The organism is Enterobacter vonholyi (assembly GCF_040834095.1).
Taxonomy (GTDB): Bacteria; Pseudomonadota; Gammaproteobacteria; order Enterobacterales; family Enterobacteriaceae; genus Enterobacter; species Enterobacter vonholyi.
Map to the genome: position 1 here is coordinate 379,565 of NZ_CP162152.1, position 19,351 is coordinate 398,915.

A 19,351-nucleotide genomic window follows, 5' to 3' on the forward strand; every position below is an offset into this window, starting at 1 on the left:
CTTATCACCCCGATCCTCTCCCCAAGGGGAGAGGGGATGATCTGGTGCGGTGTGTTAATGATTCGCTTCTATTGGCTCCGGTTCAGGCTGGGTCTCATGCATATTCCCGTAGCGCTTCGCATACAGCGCCGTGATGATGGGCACCAGAATCGCGGTGACAATCACGCTCGCGGCAACCAGTGCTGTCGCTGAAGCAGCGACCGGTTCGAAGGCCGGGTTAATCTGAGCAATAATCATCGGGTTTGCGACAGCAGCACCTGCGGCTGAAGAGGCGGCGACGCCCGCCGTGCCGTTTCCTCCTCCGATTACGCGGTCAGCAATAATCAGCGGAATGCCGGTGATGACGATCACGGCGACACCCAGCACAATCCCCAGCAGGCCTGTATCGAGAATGACCTTCAGGTTGATGGTGTTCCCCAGTGCGAAACCGAAGAAAGGGATCAGCACCGGCGTGGCTTTGCTGAAGAAATCACGCAGATCGCGATCGAGATTGCCAAGGGCGAAACCGACCAGGAAGGGCAGGATCGCGCCGACAAAGTGGTGGGGTTCAAACGAGGCCAGGCCAGCAGACCCCAGGATCAGCATCGTCATTAATGGGCCGGACTCCAGTGACATCAACACAAATGCGCCGGACTCTTCTTTCGTTCCGTACTGGTTCATCAGGCTGGCGTATAATCCGCCGTTGGTCATGTCCATCGCCGAGACAATTGCCAGGACCGTTAATCCCGCGAAGAACCCGGTCTGAATTCCATTCTCCGGAATGAACATTGCGCATATCATTGCCGCCGCCCAGGCTACCGCTATTTTGGTTATCACCAGCGTTCCGGATTTCCGTAATACGGTACCCGTTGCCCGCAAATTAATGGACGCGCCGATACAAAAAAACCAGACGGCAAGAATCGGAACCGTGCCCGTTATCATGCCTTTAGTGAAACCGCCAAAATAAGCTCCGGTATTGGGAGCAAGGGTATTCAGGATCGCGCCCAGCACCAGCGGAACCAGCATCATACCGCCAGGAATGCGTTCTATCGTGGCTTTAATCTTCATAGACAAACCTCACATCGGATCCCGCAGCACGGGGGATAGGTGTTAAAAATTAGTCAATAAATTCAATTGATTGCTCTTATTGCTTGCCGTCTTTTTTCGATGGCCCAGCAACATAATTAAATGTGTGCTCGCGATTAGCCTCTTTTGAAAACACATAAAACGTTGTATTCGGATTTATCATGCGATCATTGGAATATTGATTCAATGAAAATAAAACATCGTTTTAGTTATCTTTGTCACATATTCAATGTAAAGCTTGAGGCCGGATCCTGTTGATGAAAATTTATGTAAAGTTGATGTGAATTAACGTGGTTTGTTTTTCTGTTACGAAAGAAATAAAAACGCGCGTGAGGATGTTCTTTTGGGGAGGGTAAGGAAGTGCTTATTGGCATTCCTTGACAAAAATTGGACTGAGTTGACCAGACGCAAAAATATATGTGAAGTTGATCACAAATATAAACGCTGGTAGGGTAAAAAGGTCATTAACTGCCCAGGCAGGCGTCAACAGGTTCGGTTGTATCGATGTAAAACGTCAATGTAAGTAAACCTGCTACGCTTGAATAAGGCGATTCGCATGGAGCGGATCCCATGGTTCACAGAACGCATACTGGACTGTGAAACAGACAGGGCCGAGTCAACGAGGATAGCTATGCTGAGAAGGAAAAAGATTAAACCCATCACGCTTCGCGACGTCACCATTATTGATGACGCAAAGCTGCGTAAAGCGATTACCGCAGCCTCGCTCGGTAATGCGATGGAATGGTTCGATTTTGGTGTCTACGGTTTTGTGGCCTATGCGTTAGGTAAAGTGTTTTTCCCCGGGGCCGATCCCAGCCTGCAGATGATTGCCGCACTGGGTACGTTCTCCGTTCCCTTCCTGATTCGCCCGCTGGGTGGTCTGTTCTTCGGTATGCTCGGCGATAAATATGGTCGCCAGAAGATCCTTGCTATCACCATCGTTATTATGTCGATCAGTACATTCTGTATCGGCCTTATACCGTCTTACGCCACCATCGGCATTTGGGCACCCATTCTCCTGCTGATTTGTAAGATGGCCCAGGGCTTCTCCGTAGGCGGTGAATATACCGGTGCCTCGATCTTCGTTGCCGAGTATTCCCCGGACCGTAAGCGCGGTTTTATGGGAAGCTGGCTGGACTTCGGCTCGATTGCCGGGTTTGTCCTGGGGGCGGGCGTCGTGGTGTTGATTTCAACCGTGGTGGGTGAAGATAACTTCCTCGACTGGGGCTGGCGTATTCCGTTCTTCCTGGCATTGCCGCTGGGGATTATTGGCCTCTACCTGCGTCATGCGCTGGAAGAGACGCCTGCCTTCCAGCAGCACGTCGATAAACTGGAGCAGGGTGACCGCGAAGGGCTGCAGGATGGTCCTAAGGTATCGTTCAAAGAGATTGCCACTAAGCACTGGCGCAGCCTGCTGACCTGTATTGGTCTGGTGATTTCGACCAACGTGACCTACTACATGCTGTTGACCTACATGCCGAGCTATCTGTCGCATAACCTGCACTATTCGGAAGATCACGGTGTGCTGATTATTATCGCCATCATGGTGGGTATGCTGTTTGTGCAGCCGATTATGGGCCTGTTGAGTGACCGTTTTGGTCGTCGACCGTTCATTATTCTGGGAAGCGTTGCGCTGTTTGCTCTGGCAATCCCGGCATTTATTCTTATTAACAGTGATGTGCTGGGGCTGATTTTTGCCGGTCTGCTGATGCTGGCGGTGATCCTTAACTGCTTTATCGGGGTGATGGCCTCAACGCTGCCCGCAATGTTCCCGACCCACATTCGCTACAGCGCGCTGGCCGCAGCCTTTAACATCTCGGTGCTGATTGCCGGTCTGACCCCAACGCTTGCCGCCTCGCTGGTGGAGAGCACACAGAACCTGATGATGCCTGCTTATTACCTGATGGTGATCGCGGTGATTGGTTTGATTACCGGTATTACCATGAAGGAGACGGCAAATCGTCCTCTGAAAGGCGCAACGCCTGCGGCATCGGATATCCAGGAAGCGAAAGAGATCCTGCGTGAGCACTACGATAATGTAGAGCAGAAGATTGAGGATATTGACGCTGAGATTGAAGAGCTGCAGAAAAAACGCTCCCGACTGGTGGATCAGCATCCACGCATCAACGAGTAATAAAGAAACCCGCCAACGGCGGGTTTTCTTTTATTAGCATCCGGCGGCGATGTAGTCGCCATTGGCACTGATGGGGATCACCGTCAGGAACAGCACTGTCGCGAATAGGATCAGGACTATCCCTCCGGCTATTTTGACTGCCGGTACCAGCCATCTTAATGAGGCGCTTTCTCCGAACCAGGTCACCGTGCGTTCGCGGGCGTACCTTACAGCAAGGGACAGCCCCACAATAGAGAGGGCGGTTCCCAGAGACATGGTCATGACTGCGGCCACCCCCCAGGTGACAATGCCCAGCGCGTTCGAAAACATCAGAATCATGATCGCCCCGCTGCACGGGCGTGCGCCAATCGCCAGAATCACGCCCAGACGGGTTTTCCAGTCGCCCTGCGTCAGGTCTGTACCTACGCCGTGATGGCCGCAGCCACAGTGTTCGCCGTGCTGATGAAGTGGCTTAATGGCAGAGACAGACATTCTGCGCGGACGCAGACTTTTCAGCGCCTGGTAAATGACAAATGCGCCGAATGCGCCAATAAGCACTGCGCTGATCTTCTCCACATACCAGCGGCTGGTACTAATATCCCCTGAGGCGAGGTTAAATCCTACCGCCAGAATAAAGACAAACAGAATGGCGCTGACGCCCTGCATCAGGCTGCCCAGGAAGGGAACGACCCGGGTGGCCAGCTCGCTTTCCTTATTGGTAGTCAGATAGGTTGTCACAATGAATTTTCCGTGCCCGGGTCCGATGGCGTGAAGGACACCATAAAGGAAAGCCCCCGTTAACAGCCATAATCCTCCGCTGTACTGGTGATTATTAAGCTGCAGCAGATACATCACCAGATAACGGTGCAGGGTAATTTGTGTGGCAAGACACCACTGGATAAAGGCGTTCCAGTGCGTATGCAGGGTAAAACCGGCAAAGAGAATTACCAGAAGCATCAACCCAGCGGTAGGGAGACGCCAGTCACGGGTGAGGCGTTGTGTGGTCATGATGCGGCCTGCACAGAGGAGAGTATTTGCCGCTAGTATAGTTGATCTTACCGCTCAATTCGTGGGATCGCGTCGGGAACCGTGCATGATTGTGGATAACTTTGTGCATAAAAGGGTATAAGGCGGGGTTTTGCTGGGGAATGCAGCAGTCAGTCATTTTTTTGCAACTTTTCGGTTGCGGTCGTTCGGGAACTCCCTATAATGCGCCTCCATCGACACGGCGGATGTGAATCACTTCACAAACAGCCCGGTCGGTTGAAGAGAAAAAATCCTGAAATAACGGGTTGACTCTGAAAGAGGAAAGCGTAATATACGCCACCTCGCAACGGTGAGCGAAAGCCGCGTTGCACTGCTCTTTAACAATTTATCAGACAATCTGTGTGGGCACTCAAAGTGACATGGATTCTTAATGTCTTCGGACAATAAATGAATACCAAGTCTCTGAGTGAACATGCGTAATTCATTACGAAGTTTAATTCACGAGCATCAAACTTAAATTGAAGAGTTTGATCATGGCTCAGATTGAACGCTGGCGGCAGGCCTAACACATGCAAGTCGAGCGGCAGCGGAAAGTAGCTTGCTACTTTGCCGGCGAGCGGCGGACGGGTGAGTAATGTCTGGGAAACTGCCTGATGGAGGGGGATAACTACTGGAAACGGTAGCTAATACCGCATAACGTCGCAAGACCAAAGAGGGGGACCTTCGGGCCTCTTGCCATCAGATGTGCCCAGATGGGATTAGCTAGTAGGTGGGGTAACGGCTCACCTAGGCGACGATCCCTAGCTGGTCTGAGAGGATGACCAGCCACACTGGAACTGAGACACGGTCCAGACTCCTACGGGAGGCAGCAGTGGGGAATATTGCACAATGGGCGCAAGCCTGATGCAGCCATGCCGCGTGTATGAAGAAGGCCTTCGGGTTGTAAAGTACTTTCAGCGGGGAGGAAGGCGTTGAGGTTAATAACCTCAGCGATTGACGTTACCCGCAGAAGAAGCACCGGCTAACTCCGTGCCAGCAGCCGCGGTAATACGGAGGGTGCAAGCGTTAATCGGAATTACTGGGCGTAAAGCGCACGCAGGCGGTCTGTCAAGTCGGATGTGAAATCCCCGGGCTCAACCTGGGAACTGCATTCGAAACTGGCAGGCTAGAGTCTTGTAGAGGGGGGTAGAATTCCAGGTGTAGCGGTGAAATGCGTAGAGATCTGGAGGAATACCGGTGGCGAAGGCGGCCCCCTGGACAAAGACTGACGCTCAGGTGCGAAAGCGTGGGGAGCAAACAGGATTAGATACCCTGGTAGTCCACGCCGTAAACGATGTCGACTTGGAGGTTGTGCCCTTGAGGCGTGGCTTCCGGAGCTAACGCGTTAAGTCGACCGCCTGGGGAGTACGGCCGCAAGGTTAAAACTCAAATGAATTGACGGGGGCCCGCACAAGCGGTGGAGCATGTGGTTTAATTCGATGCAACGCGAAGAACCTTACCTACTCTTGACATCCAGAGAACTTTCCAGAGATGGATTGGTGCCTTCGGGAACTCTGAGACAGGTGCTGCATGGCTGTCGTCAGCTCGTGTTGTGAAATGTTGGGTTAAGTCCCGCAACGAGCGCAACCCTTATCCTTTGTTGCCAGCGGTCCGGCCGGGAACTCAAAGGAGACTGCCAGTGATAAACTGGAGGAAGGTGGGGATGACGTCAAGTCATCATGGCCCTTACGAGTAGGGCTACACACGTGCTACAATGGCGCATACAAAGAGAAGCGACCTCGCGAGAGCAAGCGGACCTCATAAAGTGCGTCGTAGTCCGGATTGGAGTCTGCAACTCGACTCCATGAAGTCGGAATCGCTAGTAATCGTAGATCAGAATGCTACGGTGAATACGTTCCCGGGCCTTGTACACACCGCCCGTCACACCATGGGAGTGGGTTGCAAAAGAAGTAGGTAGCTTAACCTTCGGGAGGGCGCTTACCACTTTGTGATTCATGACTGGGGTGAAGTCGTAACAAGGTAACCGTAGGGGAACCTGCGGTTGGATCACCTCCTTACCTTAAAGAACCTGCCTTTGTAGTGCTCACACAGATTGTCTGATGAAAAGTAAATAGCAAGGCGTCTTGCGATTGAGACTTCAGTGTCCCCTTCGTCTAGAGGCCCAGGACACCGCCCTTTCACGGCGGTAACAGGGGTTCGAATCCCCTAGGGGACGCCACTTGCTGGTTCGTGAGTGAAAGTCACCTGCCGTCATATCTCAAAACTGACTTACGAGTCACGTTTGAGATATTTGCTCTTTAAAAATCTGGATCAAGCTGAAAATTGAAACGACACATCTTTAATGGTGTGTTTGAGTCTCTCAAATTTTCGCAATCAGAAGTGAAACATCTTCGGGTTGTGAGGTTAAGCGACTAAGCGTACACGGTGGATGCCCTGGCAGTCAGAGGCGATGAAGGACGTGCTAATCTGCGAAAAGCGCCGGCGAGGTGATATGAACCTTTGACCCGGCGATGTCCGAATGGGGAAACCCAGTGCAATTCGTTGCACTATCGTTAACTGAATACATAGGTTAACGAGGCGAACCGGGGGAACTGAAACATCTAAGTACCCCGAGGAAAAGAAATCAACCGAGATTCCCCCAGTAGCGGCGAGCGAACGGGGAGCAGCCCAGAGTCTGAATCAGCTTGTGTGTTAGTGGAAGCGTCTGGAAAGTCGCACGGTACAGGGTGACAGTCCCGTACACGAAAGCACACAGGCTGTGAACTCGAAGAGTAGGGCGGGACACGTGGTATCCTGTCTGAATATGGGGGGACCATCCTCCAAGGCTAAATACTCCTGACTGACCGATAGTGAACCAGTACCGTGAGGGAAAGGCGAAAAGAACCCCGGCGAGGGGAGTGAAAAAGAACCTGAAACCGTGTACGTACAAGCAGTGGGAGCACCTTCGTGGTGTGACTGCGTACCTTTTGTATAATGGGTCAGCGACTTATATTCTGTAGCAAGGTTAACCGTATAGGGGAGCCGAAGGGAAACCGAGTCTTAACTGGGCGTTAAGTTGCAGGGTATAGACCCGAAACCCGGTGATCTAGCCATGGGCAGGTTGAAGGTTGGGTAACACTAACTGGAGGACCGAACCGACTAATGTTGAAAAATTAGCGGATGACTTGTGGCTGGGGGTGAAAGGCCAATCAAACCGGGAGATAGCTGGTTCTCCCCGAAAGCTATTTAGGTAGCGCCTCGTGAACTCATCTTCGGGGGTAGAGCACTGTTTCGGCTAGGGGGCCATCCCGGCTTACCAACCCGATGCAAACTACGAATACCGAAGAATGTTATCACGGGAGACACACGGCGGGTGCTAACGTCCGTCGTGAAGAGGGAAACAACCCAGACCGCCAGCTAAGGTCCCAAAGTCATGGTTAAGTGGGAAACGATGTGGGAAGGCACAGACAGCCAGGATGTTGGCTTAGAAGCAGCCATCATTTAAAGAAAGCGTAATAGCTCACTGGTCGAGTCGGCCTGCGCGGAAGATGTAACGGGGCTAAACCATGCACCGAAGCTGCGGCAGCGACACTATGTGTTGTTGGGTAGGGGAGCGTTCTGTAAGCCGTTGAAGGTGTGCTGTGAGGCATGCTGGAGGTATCAGAAGTGCGAATGCTGACATAAGTAACGATAAAGCGGGTGAAAAGCCCGCTCGCCGGAAGACCAAGGGTTCCTGTCCAACGTTAATCGGGGCAGGGTGAGTCGACCCCTAAGGCGAGGCCGAAAGGCGTAGTCGATGGGAAACAGGTTAATATTCCTGTACTTGGTGTTACTGCGAAGGGGGGACGGAGAAGGCTATGTTAGCCGGGCGACGGTTGTCCCGGTTTAAGCATGTAGGCGGAGGTTCCAGGTAAATCCGGTACCTTATTAACGCTGAGGTGTGATGACGAGGCACTACGGTGCTGAAGTAACAAATGCCCTGCTTCCAGGAAAAGCCTCTAAGCATCAGGTAACACGAAATCGTACCCCAAACCGACACAGGTGGTCAGGTAGAGAATACCAAGGCGCTTGAGAGAACTCGGGTGAAGGAACTAGGCAAAATGGTGCCGTAACTTCGGGAGAAGGCACGCTGATATGTAGGTGAAGCCCCTGCGGGTGGAGCTGAAATCAGTCGAAGATACCAGCTGGCTGCAACTGTTTATTAAAAACACAGCACTGTGCAAACACGAAAGTGGACGTATACGGTGTGACGCCTGCCCGGTGCCGGAAGGTTAATTGATGGGGTTAGCGGCAACGCGAAGCTCTTGATCGAAGCCCCGGTAAACGGCGGCCGTAACTATAACGGTCCTAAGGTAGCGAAATTCCTTGTCGGGTAAGTTCCGACCTGCACGAATGGCGTAATGATGGCCAGGCTGTCTCCACCCGAGACTCAGTGAAATTGAACTCGCTGTGAAGATGCAGTGTACCCGCGGCAAGACGGAAAGACCCCGTGAACCTTTACTATAGCTTGACACTGAACACTGGTCCTTGATGTGTAGGATAGGTGGGAGGCTTTGAAGCGTGGACGCCAGTCTGCGTGGAGCCGTCCTTGAAATACCACCCTTTAATGGCTGGTGTTCTAACGTAGACCCGTGATCCGGGTTGCGGACAGTGTCTGGTGGGTAGTTTGACTGGGGCGGTCTCCTCCCAAAGAGTAACGGAGGAGCACGAAGGTTAGCTAATCCTGGTCGGACATCAGGAGGTTAGTGCAATGGCATAAGCTAGCTTGACTGCGAGAGTGACGGCTCGAGCAGGTGCGAAAGCAGGTCATAGTGATCCGGTGGTTCTGAATGGAAGGGCCATCGCTCAACGGATAAAAGGTACTCCGGGGATAACAGGCTGATACCGCCCAAGAGTTCATATCGACGGCGGTGTTTGGCACCTCGATGTCGGCTCATCACATCCTGGGGCTGAAGTAGGTCCCAAGGGTATGGCTGTTCGCCATTTAAAGTGGTACGCGAGCTGGGTTTAGAACGTCGTGAGACAGTTCGGTCCCTATCTGCCGTGGGCGCTGGAGAATTGAGGGGGGCTGCTCCTAGTACGAGAGGACCGGAGTGGACGCATCACTGGTGTTCGGGTTGTCATGCCAATGGCACTGCCCGGTAGCTAAATGCGGAAAAGATAAGTGCTGAAAGCATCTAAGCACGAAACTTGCCCCGAGATGAGTTCTCCCTGAGACTTTAAGTCTCCTGAAGGAACGTTGAAGACGACGACGTTGATAGGTCGGGTGTGTAAGCGCAGCGATGCGTTGAGCTAACCGATACTAATGAACCGTGAGGCTTAACCTTACAACGCCGAAGGTGTTTTGGCGAAGAGACAGAACAATCAATTTCAGCCTGATACAGATTTAACAGAATTTGCCTGGCGGCTTTAGCGCGGTGGTCCCACCTGACCCCATGCCGAACTCAGAAGTGAAACGCCGTAGCGCCGATGGTAGTGTGGGGTCTCCCCATGTGAGAGTAGGGAACTGCCAGGCATCAAAATAGAAGAACCCCGTACCGAAAGGTGCGGGGTTTTTTGCTTTGTGCTCAGAAAAAAACGGTGTCGCTGCGCTTGCCGGATCTACGGGTTTAGTAGGCCCGATAAGGCAAAGCTGCAAATTGGCAATACAGACCGCACGATCCCACGACAAAGAGAAACAAGAATACAAAGAAGGGATTTATAAACGCAGAAAAGCAAAAACCCAGCCATAGGCTGGGTTCTTTAAATAGTGGTGCCCGGACTCGGAATCGAACCAAGGACACGGGGATTTTCAATCCCCTGCTCTACCGACTGAGCTATCCGGGCAACGGAGCGCATTAAACCGCAATCACGCGCTATCGTCAACATTATTTCGGGAAAAGCTGTTCAACTGCTTAAGTTTACGGCAATCTGTCCGCTTTCGCCGCGAAAATGCACAAATCTTCCAGACAGAACCAGTGTAATACGGCAATGCTGATAGTAAGAGGAGGGCAGTAATGGTGAATGACTGGCTTGAACTGCGTCAGCATGCAGATACGGGTATTGAGACGATTAAAGCGCATTTCGAAGGGCATGCATTTGATCCGCACTGGCACGATAGCTACCTGGTAGGGATAACCCTCTCCGGCACGCAGCAGTTTCACTGCCGCCGTGAGCGTCATCGCAGCCAGCCGGGCGACGCTTTCCTCCTCGAGCCTGGTGAAATCCACGACGGAGATGCGCCTGTAGAGGGTGGTTTTACCTATCTGACCTTCTATCTTGATGAGCGCTGGCTTATCCGTGCGCTACAGGGGCTTTACGAATCTACTCCCGGGAGTTATTCACTCCACTTTGCCCAAACGCTGACGCGGGAGCCGCAGCTGGTGCGCGCTATCGGCGAGACATTTTCCACCCTGCATAATAATGAGTTGAAGATCGTTCAGCAGAGCGCAATGGATAATCTGCTCTCCCGGATCACCGCCCATTGCCACTGGCGTAAAAAGCTGCCGTCGCAGTTACAAAGTGCTGCCGTGGCGTACCGTGCGCGCGACTATCTCTATGCTCATATCGGCGAGAACGTAGGGCTATCAGACCTTGCGCGCGAGACGGGCACCGATCGCTTCACCCTGACGCGCTGTTTTAAGCGCGAGTTCAACCTGGCGCCTCACGCATGGCTTATTCAACTGCGTCTGGCAAAGGCCCGACAGCTGCTTGCGTGTGGCGACCAGCCTGTTGATGTGGCTGCCGCAGTGGGATTTGCCGATCAAAGCCATCTGGGGCGCTGGTTTCAGCGGGCTTACCGTATCTCTCCTGCACACTACCGCAGGTTGTGCACAAACCTTCCAGACGTTTCCAAAAAATAGCGGCACATTCATGGCTCTAATAAAAAAGGAGCCACCTGTGAGTTTGATACCCTTTCTGTTGTTCGCCTTTGTCGCCTCCATTACGCCGGGGCCAACCAATATTCTGGTGCTGACGAACAGCCAGCGCTTTGGCGTTAAAAATACCGTACCAGCTATTCTGGGCGGGTGTATCGCGGCCAGTGCGATTGTGCTGATATCAGGCGCCGGCGCAGGGGAAGTGCTGCGTCAGTATCCTCTAATACGTCAGCTCATGAGCTGGACAGGCGTGCTGTGGCTAAGCTGGATGAGCTGGCAGCTGTTTCGCGCCCCGGCCGCTCGTCTCTGCGCTGAGAACCATATCCAATTTACCGCTAAGGCGGCTGCACTGCTGCAGATCGTGAACCCTAAAACCTGGATGATGGCGCTGGCCGTCGTCAGTCTGTTTGCGCCTGCTGGCGATCAGGCATTGCGGGATATTGCGCTAATGGCGCTATGGTTTCTGCTGATCTCAATAGCCTGTTTGATGTGCTGGGCGTGGCTGGGTAAAGCGGTGAACCGAATTTTTCGCACCACCGTAGCGATGGTGCGGTTTCAACGCCTGATGGCGCTGTGTCTTATCGTCTCTGCCTGGGCTGGCATGCTGGCTTAGGTCAGTGCCCCGCCCATACGGCACCGAGCAAAGCGCAGAATATCTTCCGCCAGGCGGTGCGCTGTATCCACATCGGCCTGGCTACGGTTTACCAGCATGCGGCTGAGGCAACCTTCCAGCACCAGTTCCATCTGCTTCGCCACCATCGCCGGATCGTCGACTTCCAGGGTGGTTAACAGCTCATGGGTGAAGTCATGAGCCGCCCGTTTTTGCTGATCTGCTAACTGGTGGATAGGATGCCCAGGGTCGGGAAAATAAGTGCAGGCGGCGATAAACAGACAACCCGGGTACCGGTTGTTGCTGACACATTCCGTCAGGGCGGTATAGCGCGCCAGCAGCTTCTGCTCCGCAGTCAGTTCTTCATTCAGCATCAGCTGCCTGCGCCAGATATCAACCTGCTGGCTGAGATAGCGCAGGGCATCATAGAGTAGCGCCTCTTTATCCGGCCAGAAGCGCTTAAGCTCATCCAGGGGGTAATCGATACGGTCGGCTACCATCTCAAGCGTGGTGCTGGCGATCCCTTGAATCTCAAGTAATTGCAGGGCTTGTCCCAGTACGTCTTCACGTTGCACGGTTATCTCCTCCGCTATTCCCAACGGTTTGTCCCGTTTAAAGTGTTGTTTACGGTTGGCGATTGCGCAAATGCGCGCTAAATGCCGCTGCATCCATAAACCCGGTTACACGCTTTTCTGGCTGCTCCTGGCCCTGTTGATTGAAGAAAAGAATGGTTGGCAGTCCGAGGACGTTAAGCTGCTTCAGCAGAGCCTTATCCTGGGCTTTGTTGGCTGTCACGTTTGCCTGGAGCAGAACAGTCTCTTTCAGGGCATTTTGCACCTGTGGATCGCTAAAGGTGTATTTTTCAAACTCTTTGCAGGCGACGCACCAGTCGGCATAGAGATCGAGCATCACCGGTTTGCCTTTTGCCTGTACGAGCGCGCTGCTGAGCTCATCAACGTTCTTAATCTGGATGAAGTTCAAATGCGCCTGCGTCTGGCCGACCGGCGAGCCGAACGCCCAGTCCTGAAGAGGACGCACGCTTACCAGCGCGGCAGCCAGCAGCAGGATTTGTACCAGACGCATCCACGCTTTTTTCGCCCCCAGGCTGACGATAAACGCCCAGGTAAAGAACGCTACCCCGAGCATTGCCCACAGGCGCATACCCCAGACGTCACCGATGATACGCTCCAGCAGGAACACCGGCAGCGCCAGAATGACAAAGCCAAATGCGGTTTTCACCGTTTCCATCCACGGGCCGCTCTTCGGCAGCAGTCGATTGCCGAAAACCGTGACCAGAATCAGCGGCAGACCCATGCCCAGGGCATACAGGTACAACGTTCCGCCGCCGAGCCACATGTTTCCGCTCTGGGCGATATAGAGCAGGATGGCGCTAAGCGGCGCGGTGGTGCAAGGGGAACAAATCAGCCCGGCAATGGCACCCATTGCGAACACGCCGCCTGCCGAACCACCCTGCTGGCGATTACTCATCAGCGTTAAGCGGGTTTGCAGCGAGGAGGGCAACTGCAGCGTGAACAGGCCAAACATCGACAGCGCCAGCAGGATAAATATCGCCGACAGGCCAATCAGCACATAAGGATGCTGCAGTGCAGCCTGGAACTGTAACCCGGCAGCGGCAACCACAAGTCCAAGGGCCGTGTAGGTCAATGCCATACCCTGCACGTAAATTAAGGCCAGCAGCAGCGCGCGGGCTGTGGAAAGGCGCTGTTTGCCGCCCAGCACGATGCCAGAGATGAGCGGATACATGGGCAGCACGCAGGGTGTAAAGGCAATGCCAATCCCAATCAGGAAGGCCCAGAGCGCCGAGAATGGAAGGTCTGCGCGGTCTTCGCTCTTCTCGTCCGAGGGGAGAGGGGAAACTGCAGCAGCCGCTTTCACTTCGCTGAGCGGAACAACCTTCGTTTCCGGCGGATAGCAGAATCCGGCATCCGCGCACCCCTGATAGGTCACCGTCAGCGTCGCGCCTTTATCCGCCTGATTCACCGTAACAGGCACGTTCAGGCGCTGGCGATAGATCTCGCTTTTGCCGTAAAACTCATCTTCATGCCACTCGCCAGCGGGCATCTGTAATGCGCCCACGCTGGCCTGAGCAGGCGTAATGCTCACCTGCTTGCGATAGAGGTAATAGCCCTCTTTCACCTGCCAGTTGAGCGTAAGGTCATGCTGGTTTTGCTGAAAATCGAAAACAAACGCCTGGTCGGCAGGGATGAAGTTCGAACGGCCGGGCGCGTCAAATAACCCGGCAAATACTGATGTGCTGCACAGCAGCAGAATCAGCGTAAGGAAGCGTTGAGCCATGAGAGATAGTCGTTATCGCCATGAACCACTGGCACCACCAGCAGCTCCGGGGTTTGGTAAGGATGATGAGATTTGAGGCAGTCCAGGAGTGCCTGCTGATTTGCCAGATTGGTTTTGAGCAACATCTGGACCTCGTACTCTTGCTCCAGCTTACCTTCCCAATAGTAAAGAGAGGTGGCACCGGGGAGGAGCGTAACGCAGGCTGCCAGTTTTTCGGCCAGCACTTTAGCGGCGAGATCCTGGGCAGAGGCTTCATCAGGGGCGGTACAAAGTACGACAACAGCATCAGGCGTGTTCACAAGTCGACCTCCTCATCACGAAAGGTTTAACTATATCACGCAAGGCGGTTGGTCATTAATGAAACGGGCCGCAGAGCGGCCCGATTTTAACTATTTTTACAACCGGGAGCGGTTTACAGCACCACGCCACCGATGATAAAGCCGAGGATCACGCAAAGTGAAATGGCGACCACGCCCGGGATCAGGAACGCATGGTTAAACACATACTTACCGATACGGGTTGAGCCGGTGTCATCCATCTCTACAGCCGCCAGCAGAGTTGGGTAGGTAGGCAGCACGAACAGGGCGGAGACAGCAGCAAACGAGGCGATGGCGGTCAACGGCGTTACGCCCAGCATCAGTGCCGCAGGCATCAGCGCTTTGGTGGTCGCGGCCTGAGAGTAAAGCAGGGTCGCAGCAAAGAACAGCACGACCGCCAGCAGCCATGGATAGTTGTGCAGCAGGTCCCCGGCCACGGTCTGAATGTCGCTAATGTGCGCTTTCACGAAAGTATCACCGAGCCACGCCACACCCAGCACGCACACGCAGGCGCTCATACCGGATTTAAAGGTGCTGGCGTTCAGCACTTCGCTGGTATCAATTTTACAGGTGATGCTAATCAGCGTGGCGATGGTCAGCATAAACACCACAATCGCTTCGTTACGCGGCAGAACCGGGTTCTGGATCAGACCTACGGTATCGCTGATGGCGGTCGCGTAGAACATGACGGCAACGATACCAATCAGGAACAGCAGCACGGAGCGTTTCGCGTGTGGCTTCAGTTCGAAAACCTGACTGCCGCGCAGGCTCACTTCACCTTTTGCCAGACGCTCCTGATAAACCGGATCGTCTTTCAGTTCAGCGCCGAGGAAGTTACACAGCACGGCGGTAATCATCACCGCGATCAGCGTCACCGGGATACAGATCGCCAGCAGCGTCAGGTAGCTCACGCCCATCGGCTCAAGGATACCGGCGAAGAAGACCACCGCCGCGGAAATCGGTGAAGCGGTAATGGCGATCTGGGACGCGACGACCGCAATGGAGAGCGGACGCGACGGACGGATACCCTGTTCTTTCGCCACTTCGGTAATCACCGGTAACGTGGAGAAAGCGGTGTGGCCAGTACCGGCGAGAATGGTCATAAACCATGTCACCAGCGGAGCAAGGAAGGTAATGTATTTTGGATGGCGGCGCAGCATACGCTCCGCCAGGCTTACCAGGTAGTCCATACCGCCTGCCACCTGCATGGCGGCAATAGCGGCAATAACAGCCATGATGATTTCGATAACGTCGAACGGTATAGCGCCGGGTTTAATCTGAAAGATAAGGGTAAGAACGAGCACTCCAAGACCGCCGGCAAAACCGATGCCGATACCCCCGAGTCGTGCTCCCAAATAAATCGCCAACAAGACGATGACGAGTTCTGCTCCAAACATAAGGACCTGCCTTGCTTATTAACAAGTTGATATTGAATTGTTGTATTTTGGTAACGCCTAAAAAGAAAAAAGGCACGTCACAAGTGACGTGCCTTAAGAAGCCTAGCCTGAACGGTTACTGTTCGCTTTCATCGGTATATCGTTTCGCTTTATATGCCGGGTGCATCAGGTTTTGGGCCGAGAAGATATCGTCCAGCTCGGCTTCGGTCAACAGCCCGCGCTCCAGTACTACTTCACGTACGCTCTTACCGGTTTCGGCACAAATCTTACCGACGATGTCGCCGTTGTGGTGACCGATGAACGGGTTGAGGTAGGTGACGATCCCGATGGAGTTGTAGACATAACCTTCACAGACTTCTTTATTCGCCGTGATGCCGTTAATGCATTTTTCCAGCAGGTTGTAGCAGGCGTTCGTCAGGATGTGGATAGATTCAAACATCGCCTGGCCAATCACCGGCTCCATCACGTTCAGCTGCAGCTGACCCGCTTCAGAGGCCATGGTCACGGTCGTATCGTTACCGATGACTTTGAAGCAAACCTGGTTCACCACTTCTGGCACCACCGGGTTCACTTTGGCCGGCATGATGGATGAACCCGCCTGCAGTTCTGGCAGGTTGATTTCATTCAGGCCAGCGCGCGGACCGGAAGAGAGCAGGCGCAGGTCGTTACAGATTTTGGACAGTTTCACCGCCAGACGTTTCAGCGCGCTGTGTACCATGACGTAGGCGCCGCAGTCGGAGGTCGCTTCAATCAGGTCTTCTGCAGGCACAACCGGCAGGTTGGACACTTCAGCCAGCTTCTGTACCGCCAGTTGCTGATAGCCATCCGGGGTGTTCAGACGCGTACCGATAGCGGTGGCGCCCAGGTTCACTTCCAGCAGCAGCTCGGAGGTACGCAGCAGGTTTTTGGTCTCTTCGTTCAGCAGTACGTTAAACGCGTGGAATTCCTGACCGAGGGTCATCGGCACCGCATCCTGCAGCTGGGTACGACCCATTTTCAGAATGTCCTGGAACTCAACCGCTTTACGCTGGAAGCCATCGCCCAGCTGGTTAATCGCATCCACCAGTTTCACCACGGAGGCATACACCGCAATTCGGAAGCCGGTTGGGTAGGCGTCGTTGGTGGACTGGCATTTGTTGACGTGGTCGTTCGGGTTCAGGTACTGGTATTCACCTTTCTGGTGACCCATCAGCTCCAGGCCAATGTTTGCCAGTACTTCGTTAGTATTCATGTTGACGGAGGTGCCCGCGCCGCCCTGATAGACGTCAACCGGGAACTGGTCCATGCATTTGCCGTTGTTCAGCACTTCATCGCAGGCTGCGATAATCGCATTTGCCGCGCTTTTAGGAATGGTTTGCAGCTCTTTGTTGGCCAGTGCTGCGGCTTTCTTCACCATCACCATGCCACGGACAAACTCAGGGATGTCGCTGATTTTGCTGTTGCTGATGTAGAAGTTTTCAATCGCTCTCAGAGTGTGGACACCGTAGTAGGCATCCGCTGGAACTTCCCTGGTACCCAACAAGTCTTCTTCGATACGAATGTTGTTTAACATGTGAACCTTCTTTTCAAGCTGCCGATGGATTGTACTAAACACACAGTATTTATGTGGTTTTGAATATTTTCTGGCCGACGATTATTCCCTCAATCAGCCAGATGCTCGAGATCATATGCTGATGATAGCGAATTGCCGTAAGCTGGATCACTTATTATCGAGCCGATTCCATGATAATTATTAATCTGTGAAATGGGTCACCGCTTTAAAATTTCCAAAAAAAATATCCGTGCAAACTGATTGAATTTTCGCTAACCGTCACCATTTCATACAAACGCGCGTCGCGAACACATTCAGACAGGGGCCGATGGCCCTTGCCATACAGGAGATGCCAGTGCGCTGGATACCGTTTATTGCTTTCTTCCTCTATGTTTACATTGAGATTTCCATTTTTATTCAGGTTGCCCATGTGCTGGGCGTCCTGCTGACGCTGATTCTCGTGATTTTCACCTCCGTCATCGGCATGTCGCTGGTGCGTAATCAGGGTTTCAAAAATTTCCTGATAATGCAGCAGAAGATGGCCGCAGGGGAAAGCCCGGCGGAAGAGATGATCAAAAGCGTGTCGTTGATTATTGCGGGGCTGCTGCTGATCCTGCCGGGGTTCTTCACTGACTTCCTCGGCCTGCTGCTGCTTCTGCCGCCGGTGCAAAAACACCTGACCATGAAGCTGCTGCCGCATCTGCGCTTTAGCCGAATGCCGGGGGGCGGATTTAGCACCGGACCGGGCGATACCTTCGAAGGGGAGTATCAGCGTAAGGATGAACAGCACGACCGTTTAGACCATAAAGACGATCGGTAATGTTTTTGCCCGGTGGCGCTTCGCTTACCGGGCCTCCGGGAGCGCACCGCGCCTCGGCAAAAACACCCACAGCCCTGCCAGCATGACAATTGCGTACAAACTCTTCCAGCCCACCATCGCCAGCAGCAGCAGGCAAAGCACACCCCCGACGACCGCCAGAGCTTTATAGCGACCTTTTAGCAAACGGCATCCCGCCAGCATGCACAACAGGTAGATCATGATGAAAATGCCGTTGGCGTAGACGATCAGCGCGTCCAGATTAATCTTCAGTGCGTAAATACAGAGCGTGCTCACCACGCAGCAGCCCAGTACGGCATTCAGGGCATTCAGCGGAAGCTGGCGTTTAGACAGGCGCGCGAGGAGATTCTCAGGTTTGTCGAGCGCCTGCGACCACACCAGACGGGCAAAGCTCTGGATATAAATGTTGAGGCTGGCAAAACAGGCCAGATAGCCGATGACGCAGGCTATCCACAGCGCCTTCACGCCAAACAGATCAACCACGATACCCGGCAGCGATGCCGCGGCGGCGAGATCCGCTCCGAACGCGTGGAAGTGTAAGACCAGCACGGTACACGCCCAATAGACCGTGCCAGCCAGCAGCAGGCCTATCATCAGGGCGCGGGGGAAATCACGTTCAGGCTGCTTAAATTCAGACGCCAGATGGGCAAAGGCTTCCAGGCCGACAAAACACCAGAACATGACGGAGAGCGCGGCGAAAAGCTGTGAATGGTCGACGTCTGTCAGCGCAGGGAAGGGAATTTCCTTGATGGTGATATCGCCCGCCCACCAGATAGCGACAACGAGCGCGACAATCAGCACCGCAACCAGCGTCTGCAGGTTGGCGCTCGAGCTGGCGCCGCGAGAGCCCACCCACCATACGATTGCCAGCGTACCCAGCTCGGCCAGCAATAACTGCTCGTTATGCCAGCCAAACAGCGCCTGACCAAATCCGGTCGCAATATGCAACGCCGCAGGAAGGCCAACCGGAATGACGGAGAGAAACAGCCAGCCGGTTACACGCTGCAGCCGCGGGCCAAAGGCCAGTCCGACAAAGTGCGCCACGCCGCCCGCGCTGGGGAAATGCCGCCCCAGGATGGCAAACACAATGGCTATCGGGAAAACCAATACAATCAGCGCCGGCCACGCCCACAGGCTGTTATTTCCAGCCACCAGCGCCGCCAGTGCGGGTACGGCAAACACGCCCGTACCTAACAAGGAGGTTGAGAGCAGTCCGACGCCCTGCGCCAGTCCCAACTCCTGCTTGAGTCCACTCATTGACATCGCCCTGCCAGTACCAAAAGAGAGGCGATGGTAACACTTTCGCAAATTTTTTTTTCAACTCCCCCTTGAAGGGGGAAA

General features: G+C 53.8%; 12 protein-coding genes, 2 tRNA genes and 3 rRNA genes. 8 read left to right on the top strand and 9 right to left on the bottom strand.

The annotated features are described in order from the left end of the window. Window positions 1-54: 54 nt before the first annotated feature. On the bottom strand, window positions 55-1,047 hold the full coding sequence (gene kdgT / locus AB3N39_RS01775; protein ID WP_143344549.1) for a 2-keto-3-deoxygluconate transporter: 993 nt from the start codon (window positions 1,045-1,047) through the stop codon (window positions 55-57). A 649-nt stretch (window positions 1,048-1,696) separates the two neighbouring features. Here kdgT and proP point away from each other — a divergent pair. Further along, the gene (proP, locus tag AB3N39_RS01780; protein ID WP_023334221.1) at window positions 1,697-3,199 is read left to right on the top strand and encodes a glycine betaine/L-proline transporter ProP; all 1,503 of its coding nucleotides are present in this window, start codon (window positions 1,697-1,699) and stop codon (window positions 3,197-3,199) included. A gap of 33 nt (window positions 3,200-3,232) precedes the next feature. Here the strand turns inward: proP and AB3N39_RS01785 are convergent, their stop codons facing one another. Beyond that, a complete protein-coding gene (locus AB3N39_RS01785; protein WP_133293613.1) occupies window positions 3,233-4,186 on the bottom strand; it encodes a nickel/cobalt transporter in 954 nt (317 codons plus the stop codon). A 494-nt stretch (window positions 4,187-4,680) separates the two neighbouring features. Here AB3N39_RS01785 and AB3N39_RS01790 point away from each other — a divergent pair. The 4 genes from AB3N39_RS01790 to rrf all read left to right on the top strand — a co-directional run bounded on the left by AB3N39_RS01790 (window position 4,681) and on the right by rrf (window position 9,659). Continuing rightward, window positions 4,681-6,222, top strand: a 16S ribosomal RNA gene (locus AB3N39_RS01790). Between the two features lie 85 nt (window positions 6,223-6,307). Further along, window positions 6,308-6,383, top strand: a tRNA-Glu gene (locus tag AB3N39_RS01795). Between the two features lie 183 nt (window positions 6,384-6,566). Beyond that, a 23S ribosomal RNA gene (locus AB3N39_RS01800) occupies window positions 6,567-9,471 on the top strand. Between the two features lie 72 nt (window positions 9,472-9,543). Next, window positions 9,544-9,659, top strand: a 5S ribosomal RNA gene (gene rrf / locus AB3N39_RS01805). The 16S, 23S and 5S rRNA genes sit together here with 1 tRNA gene alongside, the layout of an rRNA operon. A gap of 235 nt (window positions 9,660-9,894) precedes the next feature. On the opposite strand, the gene AB3N39_RS01810 is transcribed toward rrf, so the two are convergent. Further along, a tRNA-Phe gene (locus AB3N39_RS01810) sits at window positions 9,895-9,970 on the bottom strand. A 170-nt stretch (window positions 9,971-10,140) separates the two neighbouring features. Here AB3N39_RS01810 and AB3N39_RS01815 point away from each other — a divergent pair. Both AB3N39_RS01815 and AB3N39_RS01820 read left to right on the top strand, forming a co-directional pair. Next, window positions 10,141-10,986, top strand: coding sequence for an AraC family transcriptional regulator (locus tag AB3N39_RS01815; RefSeq protein WP_133293614.1), 846 nt, complete (start codon window positions 10,141-10,143; stop codon window positions 10,984-10,986). 37 nt (window positions 10,987-11,023) lie between these two features. Continuing rightward, window positions 11,024-11,614: a LysE family translocator gene (locus AB3N39_RS01820; RefSeq protein WP_248175597.1), complete on the top strand. Its 591-nt coding sequence runs from the start codon at window positions 11,024-11,026 to the stop codon at window positions 11,612-11,614. Here AB3N39_RS01820 and AB3N39_RS01825 read toward each other — a convergent pair. The 5 genes from AB3N39_RS01825 to aspA form a co-directional block, all read right to left on the bottom strand. Next, window positions 11,611-12,186, bottom strand: a complete 576-nt coding sequence (locus AB3N39_RS01825) for a transcriptional regulator (protein WP_248175599.1) — start codon at window positions 12,184-12,186, stop codon at window positions 11,611-11,613. The genes AB3N39_RS01820 and AB3N39_RS01825 overlap by 4 nt on opposite strands. A gap of 49 nt (window positions 12,187-12,235) precedes the next feature. Beyond that, entirely contained in the window at window positions 12,236-13,927 is a 1,692-nt protein-coding gene (locus tag AB3N39_RS01830) for a protein-disulfide reductase DsbD (protein WP_252093323.1), read from the bottom strand. Then, window positions 13,903-14,226 (bottom strand): divalent cation tolerance protein CutA, encoded by a 324-nt coding sequence (gene cutA, locus AB3N39_RS01835; protein WP_111965412.1) that lies wholly within the window; start codon window positions 14,224-14,226, stop codon window positions 13,903-13,905. Before cutA ends, AB3N39_RS01830 begins: the two co-directional genes overlap by 25 nt. A 113-nt stretch (window positions 14,227-14,339) precedes the next feature. After that, on the bottom strand, window positions 14,340-15,641 hold the full coding sequence (locus AB3N39_RS01840) for an anaerobic C4-dicarboxylate transporter (protein ID WP_024907357.1): 1,302 nt from the start codon (window positions 15,639-15,641) through the stop codon (window positions 14,340-14,342). A 115-nt stretch (window positions 15,642-15,756) separates the two neighbouring features. Beyond that, window positions 15,757-17,193, bottom strand: a complete 1,437-nt coding sequence (aspA, locus tag AB3N39_RS01845) for an aspartate ammonia-lyase (RefSeq protein ID WP_003855923.1) — start codon at window positions 17,191-17,193, stop codon at window positions 15,757-15,759. Between the two features lie 334 nt (window positions 17,194-17,527). Between aspA and AB3N39_RS01850 the strand changes: the two genes are divergently transcribed. After that, on the top strand, window positions 17,528-17,992 hold the full coding sequence (locus AB3N39_RS01850; RefSeq protein WP_023616652.1) for an FxsA family protein: 465 nt from the start codon (window positions 17,528-17,530) through the stop codon (window positions 17,990-17,992). A gap of 24 nt (window positions 17,993-18,016) precedes the next feature. Here AB3N39_RS01850 and yjeH read toward each other — a convergent pair whose 3' ends face one another. Further along, window positions 18,017-19,267, bottom strand: coding sequence for an L-methionine/branched-chain amino acid transporter (gene yjeH / locus AB3N39_RS01855; protein WP_143344555.1), 1,251 nt, complete (start codon window positions 19,265-19,267; stop codon window positions 18,017-18,019). Between the last annotated feature and the right edge of the window lie 84 nt (window positions 19,268-19,351).